Source organism: Alteromonas sp. 5E99-2, from assembly GCF_017368475.1.
GTDB lineage: Bacteria > Pseudomonadota > Gammaproteobacteria > Enterobacterales > Alteromonadaceae > Alteromonas_F.
Window position 1 is genome coordinate 74,673 of sequence record NZ_JAFNJE010000010.1, and the last position, 18,560, is coordinate 93,232.

General features: G+C 39.5%; 11 protein-coding genes. 4 read left to right on the forward strand and 7 right to left on the reverse strand.

Annotated features, from left to right (window positions below; translation table 11 throughout):
- Window positions 1-119: 119 nt before the first annotated feature.
- From J3L16_RS11420 to J3L16_RS11430, 3 genes are all read left to right on the forward strand, one after another.
- Window positions 120-2,099, forward strand: coding sequence for a diguanylate cyclase (locus J3L16_RS11420; protein ID WP_207613113.1), 1,980 nt, complete (start codon window positions 120-122; stop codon window positions 2,097-2,099).
- Between the two features lie 150 nt (window positions 2,100-2,249).
- On the forward strand, window positions 2,250-5,543 hold the full coding sequence (locus J3L16_RS11425) for a winged helix-turn-helix domain-containing protein (protein WP_347564661.1): 3,294 nt from the start codon (window positions 2,250-2,252) through the stop codon (window positions 5,541-5,543).
- Between the two features lie 21 nt (window positions 5,544-5,564).
- Window positions 5,565-5,960, forward strand: a complete 396-nt coding sequence (locus J3L16_RS11430; RefSeq protein WP_207613114.1) for a DP-EP family protein — start codon at window positions 5,565-5,567, stop codon at window positions 5,958-5,960.
- Window positions 5,961-6,407: 447 nt separating this feature from the next.
- Here the strand turns inward: J3L16_RS11430 and J3L16_RS11435 are convergent, their stop codons facing one another.
- The 6 genes from J3L16_RS11435 to J3L16_RS11460 form a co-directional block, all read right to left on the reverse strand.
- A complete protein-coding gene (locus J3L16_RS11435) occupies window positions 6,408-7,262 on the reverse strand; it encodes a DM13 domain-containing protein (RefSeq protein ID WP_207613115.1) in 855 nt (284 codons plus the stop codon).
- A 234-nt stretch (window positions 7,263-7,496) separates the two neighbouring features.
- On the reverse strand, window positions 7,497-8,003 hold the full coding sequence (locus tag J3L16_RS11440) for a hypothetical protein (RefSeq protein WP_207613116.1): 507 nt from the start codon (window positions 8,001-8,003) through the stop codon (window positions 7,497-7,499).
- Between the two features lie 65 nt (window positions 8,004-8,068).
- Window positions 8,069-11,290, reverse strand: coding sequence for a S8 family serine peptidase (locus tag J3L16_RS11445; protein ID WP_207613117.1), 3,222 nt, complete (start codon window positions 11,288-11,290; stop codon window positions 8,069-8,071).
- Between the two features lie 366 nt (window positions 11,291-11,656).
- The gene (locus tag J3L16_RS11450; protein ID WP_207613118.1) at window positions 11,657-12,328 is read right to left on the reverse strand and encodes a MotA/TolQ/ExbB proton channel family protein; all 672 of its coding nucleotides are present in this window, start codon (window positions 12,326-12,328) and stop codon (window positions 11,657-11,659) included.
- The gene (locus J3L16_RS11455; RefSeq protein ID WP_207613119.1) at window positions 12,325-12,672 is read right to left on the reverse strand and encodes a PadR family transcriptional regulator; all 348 of its coding nucleotides are present in this window, start codon (window positions 12,670-12,672) and stop codon (window positions 12,325-12,327) included. Before J3L16_RS11455 ends, J3L16_RS11450 begins: the two co-directional genes overlap by 4 nt.
- A gap of 433 nt (window positions 12,673-13,105) precedes the next feature.
- The gene (locus J3L16_RS11460; protein WP_207613120.1) at window positions 13,106-13,966 is read right to left on the reverse strand and encodes a TraB/GumN family protein; all 861 of its coding nucleotides are present in this window, start codon (window positions 13,964-13,966) and stop codon (window positions 13,106-13,108) included.
- Window positions 13,967-14,168: 202 nt separating this feature from the next.
- Between J3L16_RS11460 and J3L16_RS11465 the strand changes: the two genes are divergently transcribed.
- Window positions 14,169-15,017 (forward strand): RDD family protein, encoded by an 849-nt coding sequence (locus tag J3L16_RS11465; RefSeq protein ID WP_207613121.1) that lies wholly within the window; start codon window positions 14,169-14,171, stop codon window positions 15,015-15,017.
- Window positions 15,018-15,114: 97 nt separating this feature from the next.
- On the opposite strand, the gene J3L16_RS11470 is transcribed toward J3L16_RS11465, so the two are convergent.
- Entirely contained in the window at window positions 15,115-18,261 is a 3,147-nt protein-coding gene (locus J3L16_RS11470) for a glycosyl hydrolase (protein ID WP_207613122.1), read from the reverse strand.
- Window positions 18,262-18,560 lie beyond the last annotated feature (299 nt).

Sequence of the window (18,560 nt, forward strand, 5' to 3'; positions counted from 1 at the left end):
ATTAGAAAATGTGAGTTACTATTATTTGTATCAAAAACATGCAAAACTTTAATGACAGACTAGAATTGTCATACACAAATCCAACTCTTTCTTTTAAGTAACAGAGCGTTATCATTATCATGGAAGCACTAAGGCAGAAAAACTTGCCTCAATGTTATGTTCAACACCCTATTTCACCAGCGTCAAAACTGGTGCTGGCCTTGCTATTCCTGCTATTTTCACTTTTTTTTTGTTCCAAATCGTATAGTAAAGACACCTATACTGAACGCCAAGTAATCGATAAAGTTAATGCGCTAGAAACTGAGACTGACCTTACTCATCAGCAAAAAATAGAGTCACTGAATTCTCTAATCACGTTAAGCCAAAGTAAGCAGTGGCGACAGGCTCTAATTACATCAAAAATACTCAAAATTGAATTGATGCTACATCTTGAACTCATCAACGAGGCAATAGCATTAGTCAATGAAATAAAGCAGGTTCGTTATGATGAATTAACCGCTATTGAGAAATCTCGTGTTGTTAGAGCTGAATTGAAATTTTATTCGACTCGAGGGTTCTTAGATAAATTGGAGGAAAGTCGATCTGAATTATTAAGATATGCCCGAATAATCGAAAAAGAGAATGGGAGTGAATTTGAAACCTTGGGCTACATATACAAAGCTATTGGTTACAGTTACTTTGACAACAATGAACTACCTCTAGCCATTGAGTATTTTAAACGGGCTTACTCTTTGTTTATTGCAGTTGAAGGAAGTAGAAAAAATATTGCCGTACCCGGAATTTTATCTGCACTTGGGGAAGTTCACACCGAAGTTGGTGAAATAACAAAAGCACTTGAATATTTTGAAGAAGCTCTTGGGCTCTACAAAGAAAGAGGTAATAAATTTAATCAGTCTGTGGTGCTTTTTAATATTGGAAGAGCCTATTCAGCTAATAAACAGCCTGACACCGCAACGCATTATTTCCAACAATCTATGACAATAAGTGAGGAAATCGATGATGCAATAGGAATTGTTTGGAGCAAGCAAGAATTAGGTGAAATTGCACTTCAAAAGGAAGAGTGGGTATTGGCGTTAGCCTTATTTAATGAGACTTTACCTGCTTTTATAGAAGAAAACGATATTTTCCACTCGTACTCTGCATTCAAAGGGAAAGTAAAATCTTATATTCAGCTTGGAAATTTAGACCGAGCTCAACTTGAATTAGACAAAGCAATTACGCTCGCTAAGCAATTTAAGTCGCCTACTCAGAAGCTTTCGTTACGTTTACTAGAGGCGGAGCTAGCTCATGCAAAAGGCGATATAGATAACCTTAACATGCTCTTTTTAGATGCGTTATCACTACAAGAAGATATTCACGAAATTCAACAAAAACGTTTAGTCACCCGTTATCGAGTTGAGTTTGATACTCAAATTAAAGAAAATCAAAACAGGGAACTAACATTACAAAATCAGCTTAACGTAAAAAAAATTCAACGAAAAGAAACTCAAAATATCACTTGGATATCTGTTTCGTTGGCTTTTGCCTTGTGTTTAATCGTTATCGCATTCTCATTGTTTAAACAAGTAAAGATGCGCAAGCATTTTGCCAAAATATCATTAAGCGACCCGCTAACAAACCAACCTAACCGCCGGGCTGTAATTGAATTTTCGCAACGTGCTTATGACAAGGCCCTACAAACCCAACAACCTTTAACAATAGCCATAATTGACCTTGATTACTTTAAGCGTATTAACGATGAATTTGGCCATGATGTAGGCGACAATGTTTTGAAAGCCTTTGGGCGAGCATGTAAAGAAGTGCTAAGAAAGCAAGATTATTTTGGTCGTTATGGTGGAGAAGAATGGATGCTGGTGATTACTGATACGAATGAAACTGTTTTACCAACAATTTTTGAACGAATCAGCGCAAAGTTAAATAAAGATAACATCAGCGGATTACCGATAGGTTTCGAAATTAACTTTAGTATGGGAGCTGCAACCACAGTTCCCTCCCCTAATCAGAAATTAACCAATGTAGTGAAAATGGCCGATAATCAACTTTATATTGCCAAAGAAAATGGGCGAAACCAATTAAGGTCAGCGGTAATGTCGGCCTAAGTACACTTAATACTGATTGGAATATTCAACTGTGATCTATGACAACCACACCGTATTTTTTACGGTTTAATCCTTTATCTATCGCTATGAATATGGTGTATTAGATAACATATTTACGTTTCGCAGACTCTGCGTATTAACAATAAGACAGTGCTTTTGATTCAACATCCATTCTATATAGATAAATGGCAAGTAACACCGGCAACCAATACATTGCGTTTAGGCGATATAGTTAAAACTATAGAGCCCAAAGCAATGAACGTTCTCATTCTATTGTGTCTTCGCCAAGGAGACGTTTTAAGTTCAGATGAGATAGTAGCTGAGTGCTGGGGCAACGCTGAAATCGGTGACAATCCTGTTCACAAAGTCATTACACAACTGCGCAAGGCATTGGGTGATAAAGCATCAACCCCGTCTTTTATAGAAACAATTCGTAAACGTGGCTACCGAGTGATAGCCGAGGTAGCATTTCCACTGGAAGATACAGAGGAAGCATCTAGCACAGAATGGACTGGGGGCTCACCTTTTGTTGGACTTAGTGCATTTAATGCATCTGACTCTCATGTGTTTTTTGGCCGTAACGAACAAGTTGCTACATTACTTCGGCAGATATCAAAGCAAGTTCGGCGTAAGCGCACGTTTTGTTTGATTTTGGGGCCAAGTGGAACAGGTAAATCGTCTATAGTCAGCGCCGGAGTGCTCCCTAAACTACAATCAAGCCAAGGCTATGATGGTATTAGAGTAGTTAGCTATACGAGTTTAGACTTTGCAGACATTTCAGATGGAAGACTTTTATTAGACCTTGCAGGTACGTTACTAGACTGGGACATTGACGGAATCCCTGTCTTCGATGGTCTTAGTGCTGATAAACTTGCCAATGACCTGCAAACTAAACCTGATACAATTATTTCCCATCTTCAAACCGTCTGTGAAAACGCCTTCAATCCGGCACTCACTGTAAAAGTGCACTTGTTTCTTTTTCTAGATAGATTAGAAATTTTGCTTTCCTCGCCTGTATTCAGTTCAGAGGAAAAAGCGAACCTACTATTGTTAATTGAAAAATTGGCAACAGCTGAGTGCGTTATCGTATTTAGTGCATGCCGTAATGATTTCTATCCTTTAGTTGTAACTCACCAAAGCTTAATGGCGGACAAAGCAAGCGGCGCACATTTTGATTTAGCAGCGCCGACTTATTCAGCCCTTTCTCAAATAATACGGCTCCCCGCCAGTGCAGCCAACTTAACTTGGACAAAAGATGAAAAAACGGGCTTATATTTAGATGAAATACTAGCAACCGAAGCGAGTAATAATCCAGATTCACTGCCTATGCTGCAATATACGCTTCAAGAGTTGTACTTGCAACGCAGCGAAAACAACGAGTTACAGGCTACCGTTTACCGTTCACTTGGTGGCATAGAAGGTGCCGTAGGGAAAAAAGCCGAAGAAATACACCAACAATTACCAGAGAGTCATCAGCAAGAATTCAGCTACATACTCTCCCTACTCGTCACTCTTAACTCCGACGGTCAAACAATCACTAGTCGAGCGGCACGATGGTCGCAATTGTCAAAAACGACTCAATATGATTTTGTACAAGCAATGATCGATAGCCGATTATTTGTCTCTCACTTACAAAACAATGAACCTTGTTTTAGTGTAACTCATGAAGCTTTATTAAGACGTTGGCCAAGAGCAAGTGAATGGATAAAAGCGCATCGTGAGAGTTTAATAATCAAAAGCCGGCTGCAAGAAGCCTCAAAACGTTGGGTACAAGAAAAACACAATAGTGCCTACTTATTGGCTAGCGGTAAGCCCTTACTTGAAGCACTCAGCCTCAAAAGCGATGCTGCGCTTACATTAGATCCAAACGAACTTAAACTTATTAAATTCTCTCAAAAGCGAGCAAAATTCAGGCGCTGGACCAGACAAGGCGTAGTTACCCTACTTTGTTTACTGACGTTTACTTCCGCTTTCATGAGCTACAAGGGCCAGCAATCTGAACAATTGGCACAAGAAAAACGACTGGAAGCAGAAAACTTATTAGGCTTTATGGTTGGGGAATTTGCTGACAAATTGCGTAGTGTACAGCGCATGGACTTGCTTGATGGGATAAGTAATAAAGCGTTAGAGTATTTTAGCACGCAAGAATCTCAGCCCAATAACACCCTTTTTTCCTTTACCGATAACAAAATAACACAACGGTCTCAGTTTCAACATGCTCAGACGTTGCAAGCCATGGGAGAGGTTGCTTATTCTCGTGGTACAAATAACGAAGCCGAGCAGGCATTTTTATCTGCGGAGTCCATTTTAAATACACTACTTGTGGAGGATAAAAGTAACCTAGAGTTATTGCAGTTAAAAGGCCTTAATGCATTTTGGAGAGGGCAACTTGCATTTGATAGCGGACAGTCAGTTGAAGCTCAAACGGCCTTCGAAGAGTACTTGCTCCTCAGCCAAGCCATGCTTGAACTTGCACCTAACGACCTTGATGTACAAATGGAAGTAGCATACTCCCATTCAGCTTTGGGCTCAGTAGCGGCTTCTCGTCAAGATTATGTTTACGCATTACAATCTTTTGAATTAGCACTTGAGATAACTACAAAAGTACAAACTAAAAGGCCGAATAATACACACTTACAGCTAGTAAAAACTGACTTTCTCACATGGATAGCAGATAGCCAAAAGCACCTTGGAAACCTAGCAAAGACACTGGAAATTCACAAACAAAATCAAATCGAATTAGATGCAGTTCTAGCCTTCAACAGTAATGACGTGAATATAATAATATCACTAGGATATGCTCACTGGCACCAAGCAAGAATACTTTATACAACTAATAACTATATTCAAGCATATGAAAATATAGAAAAAGCAAAAGCCTATTTTAATAACGCGCTAGGGCAAGACCCTGACAATGTGGTTTGGCAACAGCATAAAATGCGTATTCAAATTCTTCTATTCAACATAATTCAATTTCTATCAGAAAATCAAACTCAACAGCTCTCTCGGGCAAGAACTGAAACCGAGCAAGGTATTGATTTTATCAACCAGAGTAACGCTATTCCTCCCTTGCTTATTAATGAAATTATAGAGTTCTACCAAAGTAACAATAAATGGGATTTGAGTATGCTGTTTATACAAAAATCTCAAACTACTATTAATAAAAATAATAAAATTAATTGGTCTGGACTTTACAGATTAGCATATTCCCAACTACTCTTATTAACGGCGAGCCAAGAAGCCTATTCAAATAACACTTTGAACGCTCAAGGCAAATGTGAAGAAGCGATAGCTTATTTAACCCCTTTAGTCGCAAAAAGTAATAGTTTTGATTATTTGATACATTATGTTCAAGCTCACCAGTGTACGAACCAACTCAAACGAGTATCAAATGAAATCGCTATATTACGCACTATGGGAATTGTAGCTGAACCAATTTTTTAATGAGTTTTAAAAGGGAAATATATGCCTAAAAAATCAATGCCAACTCAAGTTTTACCTCCTCAAGTTCATATTCGAGTAGTCGTAGAGTTAATAGGAGGAAACCCTATTTTCACTTACATCAATGACAAAGGCGACGCATGTAATGGAAATGCAGACATCACTGCACTACATTCAGCTATTTGCTACACATTAGTAGATAACTGCAATGACTTTATTTTCGCATCTCCCATTATCGATAAGCACAAGCATGCAAAAGACTTAGTTATTACCACATCATCAAATAGAAAAACTTTGATAATGACCGATACAAAATTAAACTTCGATGAAATATCGTTTCAACTCGTTGTTGTAAAAGAAAGCGATCTAACAAAACCTTACATAAGTCCGGACCCTGTATTGAGAAAAGTTCCAGATTAGTAACCAGAAGTATCTAAAGAAGCGAAGTTACATTCTTTCTTCGCTTCTTTAAATAAATTTAAAATATATAAAAAACAAACACTTAAAGAAAGAAGACTAGCAGAAGGTTTCATTGAACTAGTAGGTATAAGATAAGTCTATAAATTCAGAGAAGAAACAATTTTTCTCATTATATGCAGGCTTATTATGAATATATTCAGAGTTACTTTTTTACTTTTCTTAAGCGCTATCTCTATTACATTCTTCCTTTACGCAATAAAGTCGGATTCGTTAACCTCATTAGAACTCGTGCTTTTTATCCCATTCAATATTTTTGTCATTCCTTATTTAGCAGCCAACGGGATAAAGCAGTATTTGTCATTTTCAACTAAGTACCATAATGGCAAAATTATAAAATTACAGCAGCACAAAAAATTGCACCGCTATTTATACTGAGATTAATGTTAACTACTGGATATTCGCTGCGCCCCATAACTTAGTGTATTTTTCACAGTGCAGTAATAACGTTGTATAGTCGCTGAAATTTTCGGGAAGTTTATATTCTTGAGCACCTTTTGGCGATTTCAAATCAGCTACAAATAGTGCATTTTGCATAGCATTTTTATTTGCCACATCACTGACTGTCTGGTTACTTAAAACAAATTTTAAATCAGGAGCTTTACTCGTTTTAAAGTCATCACCTAAGATTAAATAGGCGTCTCCATCTCGTTTTTCAATACGCCACTGCCCTTGAATTTTTTTTGATTTTTTTGTCCAACTACCACTTCGAGGAGAAAATATTTCAACCTTAGGCTCAATAACCACGTCTGCGGCTAATTCATCTACTGTAGAGTTATCAACTATCTCGTTTTCCACACTGTCTTTCAAGGTTGGTTCAGAAGCGCTGTTACTAACTTCAGACTGTTGTTCTATTACAGTGTTTACCGATTCCGTTATTTCAACGGTTTTTTCACTAGCACTTTCTACTTTTTCACCCACGGTTTGTGTAACTTCTGTTACTGGTTCAGGTACTTCCACTTGATTAGAAAAGTCATTTTTTAAATCGTCTACCTGCCCTGCCACTTTTTCAATAATGGCATCAGATTCAGATGTAAGTTCAGCCACTTGGTCAGTAACAATGCGTGTAACTTCAGATTTTTCTTCACTAACCATTTTCGTAGCAGGCGTACTAATTTTGTTATCCGCCTCACTTTGACTTACATCTTCTGTACTTTTTTCATTACTGCATGCTGACAACGTAATGACTAACGCCGTAGTTGTAATACCTGCTTTAATTAAATTTGATGATATAGGTTGTTTCATTATATTCCTCGCAAAACCGCCCAATATTAGTTGTGCAATCGTATATAAATTGAATTTTAATTAATTAGCCAATCTTATCGGCTCAATCAGTACAATACAGCCCTCGCAAAGCTAAGGGAAGGGAAGGAAAGAAGAAAGAAAGAAAGTAATTAAGTAAGATACAAAAAACCCCGCATAACCGAAGTTACACGGGGTTAAGGTCATACATTTTTCACATGTATTTTTATGAAAGGATTATTTTCTGCGAGCTGCGAAAACACCAGCAAGTAACATTACCAATAAAACGGCCATTCCTGGCTCGCTAACATTTACGCTGCCTAAAGTGACATCGCTACTAAAGAAGATTAAATCATTATTTGCATCAAATACATCCAAAAAGCCAGAACCAGAAAACGTATCAACAACAAGCTGGAAAATCAAAGAGCCATTCAATGAATCAAATGATAAAAACTCTAAACCTGCACTAATATTACTTGTATCTAGAACAGCATCAAAGCTAAACAATGCATCTGTATCCACCCCAAAAAACGATATACCTGCAAACGCTGGTTGCCCATCAAAAAAAGTATCGATAATAGCACCTGAATTAAGCGCGCTATTACTAACTTCAAAAGCGACTTCACCAAACACGTCGCCGTCTACAACGATATCTTGGGTAATTAAAACTGCATTTGCATTTACAGAAAATAATAAAGCCAACGCTAAAGACGCACTTGTGAATAATTTTTTAATTGATTTCATAATTCTATTTCTCTTTGTTATTTTAATTGGGGCACAAATGCCGTGCCCCTATTGTTATTATTAAATTAAGGTTGAACTTCCAACACAGTTGTCCCTTGAGATTCACCTGAGGCATCAATGAAATCGATGCTGCCCATGTAAAGCAAACTAGAGTCTAACCCACGAGTTCTTAAACTAATATTTTGGAATCTACCATTAATTGCAAGACTTGAAGCGGTTGCGACTGTGGAAGAGTCAGCACTTTCAACAATCCAGTTTGGTACGATATAGTCAACTGAATCGTTTGCGTCACCGCTGGCGTCGACACCTGTATCTGCCGCGTGAACAAACAGTACATAAAGGTCACCTGCCGCATCGTCAAAGCGTGCTACAGGGTTAACCAAAAGAACATCTTCGTTAGACGTTCCAACCGTCGCACTTTGTCCAGCTAGTGTACAGCTAAAGTCTTCACAGCTATAAACATATAGGTCTAAATCAGCGCCATCTTCCGCAACTAACTCATCTGACAACGCAAATCTTGCGACACTTGTTCCTTCAGGAATAGATAGGAATGTTGATGTGTTAAGACCAGCTCCAAAATCAAATGCAGCACCGTTTCTATTCACTTCAGTACCGGCTATACCAGTTGCTGGAGTCAATCCTTTCGTTTCCATTGCGAAACTACCTGTATAAGACGTTTCTACAAAGAAGGTTGCACGACCACGGTTCAATTGAAGTGATAACGACTCTGGGACATCAATAGTAACATTGGCTAAAGGACGAATAGCAATTGGACTTCTCACGTCTTCATCACCAGACAGTGTTACCGAACCAAACACCCACTCGTCAGGAACAATTGACTCAGTTGTAGTAAAGGTAAGTGCATAACTTGCTGTACCACCTGCTGCAACTTCAACTTGATTTGAATCAGTTTCATTTCCTTCAGAATCAAATGTTGCTACCGTTACATCGATACCTAGAGGTGCTTCTACGATAACATCATAAACGCCACCATCACCACTTACGTCAGTTACTGTACGGAAAATGGTTTCTGTTCCTTCAAGTTCAGCAATTGCAATTGACGGATAATTCAATTGACTTGCGTCAGTGGCAAAACCACGTTCTGAAAGCTCATCACAAGATGCGGCATCATCACCACTACCTTGTAAACTTAACACTAAGTTTTCTTCATTTTGACCACATAAGAAACCTAAATAGTCACCAAAGTTAGCCTCATAGACTAAACCAGGATTCATAGCTGATACAGGATCAGCATGACCAGCTCCAAAGTCGAATGGGTCAGCTTGAGTAAAGCCGTCTTCTTTTACAATGTCTTGACGTGCACTTGTCATCAATGCAGATTTTATTGCCGCTGGAGACCAGTTAGGATGTTGTCCAACAAGTAATGCAGCCATACCTGCAATATGCGGGCTAGACATTGACGTACCTTGTAAATATTGGAACAGCTCTCCATCAGTATGGGTACCAGTATCAAGTTGATCTGGCGTATTACCCGCCAAGATACGCACACCTGGAGCCGTGATATCTGGTTTCAGAATGTCACCTGTTTGCGTATTCACACCACGAGACGAAAAGTTAGCCATTATGTTACCAACTTCAGTCGTTGGCATAGAGATGCCATCTGTAGTCATATTCACTAGGGTAGATACTTCAGAAAGCGTTGATACCAACTCTAGTCCATCAGAGTTTCCAACCATCACACCTGGAACCGTGATACCAGTAGCATCGCCCCCCATTGCAATAGCAGGTCTATCGTCTGAATAAACCACAACTCCAACTGCACCTGCCGCCTGAGCATTTAAAATCTTAGTTGAAAATGCACAAGTTCCACGAGCAATCAATGCAATTTGCCCAGTCAAGTCAGAAGTAAGAGGGTCACACGCTTCTAAAGGCTCTGCCAACCCAAGATCACCAGAAAAACCTGCTTCAGGAATATCAGTGGTAATTGCACCTGGAATAGAAAACAACCCAGAGGTAGGTAAATCACCTGCACTAACTTCAAGTTCGCTACCAATAAGTACCGACTCACCATCATAAGTAGATGCCGCAACAGTGGCAATCCAAGGGGCAATATTAGAAACAGTATCAGCAGTAGGACCGCTGTTACCCGCTGATCCAGCAAACAATACGCCAGCTTCAGCTGCAGCTAAAGACGCATTATAAACAGGAGAGTTAATTGCTTGGCTGTTACCAATTGAATAGTTTAAAACATCTACGCCATCGACAACGGCCTGATCAATCGCAGCCATGCTGTCGCCAAAGAAGCACCCAGCTTCATCGTCGCCATCTGGATTAACGTAATCTGCGTTCCAGCACACTTTATAAGTAGCAAGCCTAGCTCTTGGCGCAATACCAGAAATAGTGCCGACTTCAGTACCGCTTAACACAGCGGTAATCCCTTCATTACCACCTGCTGTAGATGTTGTATGGCTTCCGTGACCGTCGGCATCGCGAGGTGATGCAAATTCACCTAGTCCAAATTGAATTTCTAACGAGCTTGAGAAAGCGCTACCGAAATACCGAGCACCTATCAATTTATTATTACACTCAAATTCATCTACTGGCGCAGTTTCATCGTTGTAAACTTCTACCCCGCTCTCATTCACGAATGAACCCACAGAGCCTACATTACACTCTCCGGCCCAGCTTTCTGGCGCAGGTCCATAAGCAAGCTCTGCAACACTTGAATCTTCACTGAATGCAGGGTTTTCTGGCCAAATACCAGAATCGAGCACACCAATAATGACATCTTCCCCTTTTAAGCCTAACGTATGCTGACCATTCGGCCCTGTTAAGCCTAAGAAAGCGGGTGTATTAGCAGTTTGAGGTTTTTGTAACTCGTCTTTATAAACTGCAGACACTTCAGGATGAGAACGCACTGCATCTAATTGTGAGTCAGTTAGCTTTGCAGAAAACCCATTAAAGGTGTGAGTGTATTTGTATAAAATATCATTAACGCCTATTTCCGATGCAACTTCATCTTGAGCTTCTTGCATACTTTGAATATAAGCAGTTAAAGCTGGAGTTTTAGCATTGTAGTTATTGCCGTTCTTGGCAACTAACTGATTACTTGGCGTAAGCTCACCAAGCTCAGATGCCTTAGCAATACCCGTCGCACCTTTTAACTGAATGATATAAACATTACTCGCTGATGGAACAACTGGCGCTGGGCCAACTGCCTTTAACTTACTTGTATCTACATTAACTAGATAATCTTGCGCTGCCGTTACACCGCTAAGACCCATACAAGCAAGCATAACGCTATTAACTATCGTTTTACGCTTCATTTTTTTATATTTCCTAGACTATTATTATTGTGAATCCCAATTGCTTTTATTTTTGTATTTTTTTAAACCAGAAAAATTTTCTTTCTATTTATAAACTTACTGATTCAAAGATAAAGCCTTGACACTTTACGCCAAAAATTTGACGAAGATCAAGCCTTAGATGAACTAAAGCTGAATAAAGTGTAAATTTATTGAAACGTTAGACTTATCTAATCGAAAGGTGATACTTTATTGGAGAAAATTTATAAAGAGTGCAATTCTAGGTTGAAAAACACGCAGAGTTATCACGAAACAATGTAATCATTCTCTGCGTATTGTATTTAAGCTTACTGTTCCTACTGCGGCATAGTGCGTTTTAGTGACTATTCAAGGTGCTAAAATCTTAGCTTGAATTTTGGCTTCAGCTGCATAACACAGTCCTTTAATGACTAAACCATAATAGAGCGTTAACAAGCACACGGCTAAGCTAGGGCCAAAAACGTGTGAAAAACCTTCTACGGTAATATTGTTCGACATACCGATTGCTCCTATCACAATGCCTATCCACCCCATCAACATACTCATATTTCCTAGTGTGGTATAAACCTGTTTAGCTTGTAGCATGTTTACCTTTTCTACTGGAATTTGCTCATTAAAAAGTAATTGAATGGCATCTTTGCGTGTTTGCTTAGTACTCGCCGCCATAGTAATTAAAACAGCAGGAGGAATAACAATCAGAAGCGAGGGGATATTTGAAAAAATACCTATACTTCCTGCCCCCCACATAGATAACACAACAACACCAAAAAACACCAATATTCCAAATATAAACATAATTAATTCACTCTTTGTTTGGGTTAGAAACTGTAATCCCGTGTACAATGCTTGACGGGTATACCAAAAATTAGCCTTCTGGGGATGAGTAGACAACAACTCCAAATATTCTTCTGCTAAATCACCCAACAATGGTTCTTCAAGCTCATTGGGCACACTCCATTTAACAAATTTTTCAGCTAATTTAGGCGGGCAAATTTGTTCTGATCCCATCGATAATTTCATACATTTACCGCCTTTGGATTTATCATTAAACTTATACCCTGCCACATAGCCGTCAACGCCTGTTTGCTTCTAACTAGGGCATCTTGACCTTTTGCGGTTAGCATAAAGTACTTTTTGGCTCGACCTCCGCGCTCGGGTGTAGCCTTGCCCATTTTGCTAGTGAGCAACCCTTTTTTTTCCAACCTTTCTAAAGTGGTGTATAAAGCACCAATTGTTACATCTCGCTTAATCGTTTCAGATAAAAGCTGACGAATAGCGCTACCATAGGCATTGTCATTTAACTTCAAAATTGACAATAAAATAAATTGTTCAAATTCTCCCAAGAACTTCTCTTTGGAAGGCATAGTACTTTCCTCTTTCAAACCATAATAACTACAATGTAGTATAAATTATCAAACTGTCAATATAATTTATTTTGTAGAGTAAATAATTCTAGATACGGAGTAATATGCCCATGCGATCTCAAAAAAACGAATTCAGAGGGAGTTTAATCGGTTTTGGCAAAACGGCTATTTGCAGACCTAGGGGTTTAAGTCAAAAATGGCCAACACAGCGTAAATCGCTTTAAAACCGATCTGAAGGTAACGGTTGCGGTGCACCACTTCTTAGTTATATCAATTCAGAAGTTGATCGGATATGCCTTCTCAGTCGTTCTGAAAGGCTCATTTAGAGGTGACGTGGATATAGATTATTACGAATTTCAAGGACATTTCAACGTTTGAAAAACGAGTAACCATTGCGATTACTCGTTAAATTTATTGCAATTTTCAGCTACGGCTAGAGTTGTTCAACACTAAATCCTTGCTCTTTCAGTTTGTTAAGCACACTATCTTCACCCGCCAAATGCGCGGCTCCAACCAATACAAACTCAGTATCATTGTCGTCAAACATTTGAACGATTTTGGGCATCCAATTATTATTTCTTTCTTTTAATAAGTCATTGTATAAATCAGGCGCTTTAATTTGCATTTCTTTGATCATAAGCGTATTCAAAGTTTTCATGTCGCCGCTTTTCCAAACCGTTAACAATTGCTCCAGTTGAGACGACATATTACCTAGATCCTCCAATGTGTACTTAATTAGGTTCTCTTCATCTCCTTCACCCATATTGGCAATAAAATTAAGTTGTTCGTCTACCGACTCTAACCATTTTTGAGGCTTGTTATCAGCGGTCGCTTTTGATGCGTAAAACGCATCAACGCCTTCTTGTAAAAAACCATTCGCTTGATATTCCAACACCGATAACGTTAATGCTACCGCCGCAGGTTTCAAAGGCTGAAAGTTAGCAATAGGAAGCCCACGGGAATCCATATGTTTTTTGAGCGCAGAAAAGGTTTCTGGTGTTAAGTAACTTTCTAATGTAGTGCCATCGGTGAGTACTATTTTACTCATCATTTTTTGTTGAAATGACGGCAATTTGGTTGCCGCAATATCAGTTTCAAAATACAGTTCATCGGCTTTGGCATATGCCGTTTCATATTCTGCAGGAAGAGGAAAGTTCTCTTGCCTTAAAATATGAATGGTACCCCCTATATATAAAGCACTATCTCCTTTACTTACTTTCCAAACAGACGCAGCATTCGCCGATATCGCGGTAAAAAGTAATGTTCCTAGTGTTAACTTGCGCAATATTGTCATGAGTACCTTCCTTTAAGTAAAATTGTCGCGAGAGGCCCCAAACTAGCACATTCCAAAAACGAATAACAACACCCCGTAATCTTATTCATTTGCGGTTACTTTAACCTTGAACGCTATGAAACTATTTTCACTAAGTGATGCTAAATGGTATTGTTTTTGTAGCTTAAATCTATCGTCTATAAAATGATCGCGGGTTATATTAATGGAAGAGAACAATACATCTCCGTCTAACGACAACAATACCTTGTCTCGCAGAGAAACCAGAGAAACGTTAACGCCTTTTGCCTTTGAACTTGACACCTCCTTGTTTGGCTCTCCACTAGCTACTCCTAGCAAACGATTTTTTGCACTTTTAGTAGACTGTTTTGCTGTTGCTCTTCTGAGTGAAGCGCCAGGAGAGTTACTTGCCATAGCAATAGCAATCACCTTGTATAGAATGGGCAACCACAAATTATTAGCCAACAATGCGAACAAAAAGAAACATAGACAAAGAAAGATAATTCGCGTCATTGGTGTCATTACTCTTTGCGTGCTGCTAATCGATTTGTTACCTCGCTACTTCGATAAATTTAATACCTCTAATCCAGATTATGTAAACGCGCCTATACAAGATGATTTTGACATTGAAAAAATGTCGGAATTTTCACCAAGTGAGTTAAATGAATTAACTCAAAGTGCTATCGAATTAGCGAAAGTTAAAGCCTCTGCACAAGAAAAACGCCCTATTTATTCTGTACTCGAATACATCAAAAGTTTAATTAATGATTTAGGATTAGGGTTTGGTTGGGCAGCCTTTTATTTCACTGTTTTAACCTCAATATGGAAAGGTCAAACCCTCGGGAAAAAATTATTTAAGATTAGAGTTCTACAACTAGACGGCACCCCTATATCCTTATGGGATAGTTTTGGCCGCTATGGCGGTTATGGCGCAGGGATCGCTACAGGGTTACTTGGCTTCTTACAAATATTTTGGGACCCAAATCGACAGGCTATTCACGATAAAATATCGTCTACGGTTGTTATTGATAATAACAAACAAAACCTAGCCTGAGGCCTATTTACTATTTAAATCACAACTTTTCATTATCGATTTTAGCATCAAGTGTAATGGCAAAATTGCCATTACACTTGATTATTTAACTCAGTATTTAAAGAGTATCAAGGTGGCGCAAGCCGTTGTTAGTTAGTGATTGATTCAATGGATCTATCTTATCTTTGAATAAGGCTTCCAACTGTATTTGATAGCCTTTCCATTGAGTATCTAAATCGTTAAGACGTTGAACAGCGCCCGCTTGAACAGGTGCTCCCGTCTGATCAAAATTCCCCATCAAAAACTGTACTTGGCGATCAAGCATGTTTGGCCAATTAATATCATCTTCAAAAGTGGTGTGCTTAGGCTGGATAATAAGCGCTTCCCACAGACTAATTTCATTTAAAATACTATCGATAGTTCCTTGATTTGATTCACTCAACGTCGTATCCATAGCTTTTAGTTCAGTTAGACGCTTACGTACATTTCGAGCTTTTTGTAAGTGGGACATCATTTCGTTAAACAGAGCAGCTGTAGCTTCAATGTGCTTATCAACATCTGCTAATAAAGCCTGATCCGCTTCTTCTCTTGGGTCAGCCAATACCTTGAAATTGGTTGTTTCGGAATAATCGCCCACCCGCAGAGTCGCTGAGTAGTCGCCGGGCATGACTCGAGCTCCTTCCCAGCCGCCGAACAACCTAACATTGTTAATGCAATTCAGTGGCGCTCTGCGCATATTCCACTGCCATTGATTATAGCCTTTTTTCGTTGAAGGGTGGCTAAATCTTACTGGTGATCTAGCATCTTGGTTACCAATTGCGCACGCTTCAAACTCACTTGCAGATGATGATATTTGGCGAACAACTTTTCCATCGCTATTCTTAATATCTATGATTAGCGCTTCATCTAGTGCTAAATCTTCATTCAAGTAATAACGAAATAGCACACCTCGTGGTGGGTTTTTAGCTTGTGGAATATCACTTCCCATACCGCCACGCTGAGCGCGAGAACCGTCAACGGGAGAATAAACGTGAAGTGATTTATTAATAAACTGGCTATTTGCGTCTCGTATTGGCTCGATGTTATCCAAAATATAAAAACCACGGCCTTGAGTTGCAATAACCACGTCATTGTCTTTCACTTTGATATCAGTGATAGGCACAGGTGGTAAGTTGAGTTTAAGCGACTGCCAATGGCTACCGTCATCAAAACTAACAAACATACCGCTTTCCGTTCCCGCAAACAGTAGCCCTTCTCTCTCGCTGTCTTCTCGTACTACCCTTACAAAGGCCTCTTCAGGTAAACCTTTATCTATGCGCTTCCAGCGTTTTCCGTAATTTTTTGTGACGTATATGTAGGGTTTAAAATCGTTCAGTTTGTAACCCGTCACCGCAATATAAGCTTTGCCAGGTTGATGTGGGCTAATTTCAATGGCGTTTACCTGAGCTTCCCCTTTTTTATGAGGGGTGATATTGCTCCAGCTTTTGCCTTCATCACGTGTAATAGATAAAGTACCGTCATCAGCCCCTACCCATATTTCGCCAAACTCATGAGGCGATTCAGCTAAATAAAACAGTGTATTGTAGTACTCTGCTCCCGCTTGCTCATTAGTAATAGGACCGCCATTTAAACCTTGTTTAGATAAATCGTTACGGGTTAAATCGGGACTAATTTCCTGCCAGTTAATGCCTCTATCCGCGGTTTTTAATAATTTCTGTGTTCCGTAATACACAATATTCGGTTTATGTTGTGACACCAAAACCGGTGCATTCCAGTTTGTTCGATATTTTTGGTCTTTAGCATCGCGGCCAAATACGTATTCGGGGTAAGGCATAATGGGCCGTGTACGCCCCGTGTCACGATCAAACTCTGTTAACGTGGCATTGATTGTGGTTGCGTAAACATATTTTGGGTTATTTTCATCAAACGAAATATGCGCACTTTCGCCACCCCCAACTGAAAATTGGTCTTCGTAACCAATACCTGAATCACGTGTCCTAGAAGGAGAAGCCAAGGTAGTGTTATCTTGCTGTCCGCCGTAAATATTGTAGGGTGATAGATTGTCGGTTACGACACGGTAAAACTGTGCTGTGGGCTGGTTGTAAATACTCGACCAAGATTCCCCGCCATCAAATGTAATCGTTGCTCCGCCATCATTGGCATTTACCATATTATTACTGTTGTCTGGATTAATCCAAAGATCATGGGTATCGCCATGAGGTAAGGGACGCGACGTAAAGTTTTTGCCTCCATCGATAGACTTAAACAAGTTTACGTTCATAACATAAACTGTGTTTTCATCGTTAGGGTCTGCTTTAATATGATTGTAATACCAAGAACGAGCACGCAATATTGTATCGCCATTTAACAGTGTCCAACTGTTGCCACCGTTATCTGAGCGGAACAAGCCACCATCTTCAGCTTCAACTATGGCATATAGGCGCTTTGGGTTTGCTGCAGAGACATCTATACCAATTTTGCCAACAGTTTCAGGTAGACCTTTAGATAGCTTTTCCCATGTATTACCAGCATCCGTAGATTTATAAATACCACTGCCTTCTCCACCTGATTTTACATACCAAGGCTTACGGCCGTGGTTCCACATCGCAGCGTAAAGAATTCTTGGATTAGATGGGTCAATAACTAAATCTGCTGCGCCCGTTTCAGCATTCACTTTTAACACATGTTGCCATGTTTTCCCGCCGTCAGTGGTTTTGAAAACCCCTCTTTCTTCGTTCGGCGCCCAAATATTACCTTGCACTGCAACCCAAACAATATCAGGATTTGTTGGATGGACTCGTATTTTAGGAATTTGTCCTCGGGTATCTAATCCCACTAACGACCAATTTTCGCCACCGTCAGTGGATTTATAAACCCCCTTACCATGACTCGTAGTTACGCCGCGAATGGGCCCTTCACCCGTTCCAACATAAAGGATTGAAGCATCAGAAGGTGCAACAGCAACAGCACCTATGGTACCTACTGCAAAGTCTTTATCAGACAAGGGTTTCCAAGATACACCTGCATTCTCAGTTTTCCATACGCCACCGCCTGTGGTTCCCATATAATATAATTGAGGGTTACCAGTAACACCCGTAACTGCAACCGACCGGCCTCCGCGATATGGGCCTGCAAATCGATATTCCATTTTATCGAATAATACGGGGGGAACTGTTTCATCCAGTGCATAGGAAAAATTAGCGACGCCGAACAGCGCACAACTAAAAACCATAGCTTTTGCGTAGGTTTTAGATAAGAATGTCATATTAAATTCAATCCAGTGTGTTTTCGATTATAATTATAGTGTTGATAGATTACGCGCGTTCGTACCGAACATGAATAGCGACTTAGCGTTCTCAGCACGTTTATTCGTAACCTCATCGATTTAGCCGTGCTTTAATCAAATCTAGTCAAAAGCGCTCATTTACTGGAACAAATCTGATAATGCTAGTCACTTAAAACAATGATGAGTTAAAAACACTGGCATTATTTATTCTAGTATAAAGGAGTACATATTACAGGATGCTTATCCTAATGATTGTCCAGAATATACGTGTAGTTAAC

Bases quoted from the DNA above. Each gene is read 5' to 3' on its own strand.
- J3L16_RS11420 (WP_207613113.1), top strand. From the start codon at position 120: ATGGAAGCACTAAGGCAGAAAAACTTGCCTCAATGTTATGTTCAACAC.
- J3L16_RS11430 (WP_207613114.1), top strand. From the start codon at position 5,565: ATGCCTAAAAAATCAATGCCAACTCAAGTTTTACCTCCTCAAGTTCAT.
- J3L16_RS11435 (WP_207613115.1), bottom strand. From the start codon at position 7,262: ATGAAACAACCTATATCATCAAATTTAATTAAAGCAGGTATTACAACT.
- J3L16_RS11440 (WP_207613116.1), bottom strand. From the start codon at position 8,003: ATGAAATCAATTAAAAAATTATTCACAAGTGCGTCTTTAGCGTTGGCT.
- J3L16_RS11445 (WP_207613117.1), bottom strand. From the start codon at position 11,290: ATGAAGCGTAAAACGATAGTTAATAGCGTTATGCTTGCTTGTATGGGT.
- J3L16_RS11450 (WP_207613118.1), bottom strand. From the start codon at position 12,328: ATGAAATTATCGATGGGATCAGAACAAATTTGCCCGCCTAAATTAGCT.
- J3L16_RS11455 (WP_207613119.1), bottom strand. From the start codon at position 12,672: ATGCCTTCCAAAGAGAAGTTCTTGGGAGAATTTGAACAATTTATTTTA.
- J3L16_RS11460 (WP_207613120.1), bottom strand. From the start codon at position 13,966: ATGACAATATTGCGCAAGTTAACACTAGGAACATTACTTTTTACCGCG.
- J3L16_RS11465 (WP_207613121.1), top strand. From the start codon at position 14,169: ATGGAAGAGAACAATACATCTCCGTCTAACGACAACAATACCTTGTCT.
- J3L16_RS11470 (WP_207613122.1), bottom strand. From the start codon at position 18,261: ATGACATTCTTATCTAAAACCTACGCAAAAGCTATGGTTTTTAGTTGT.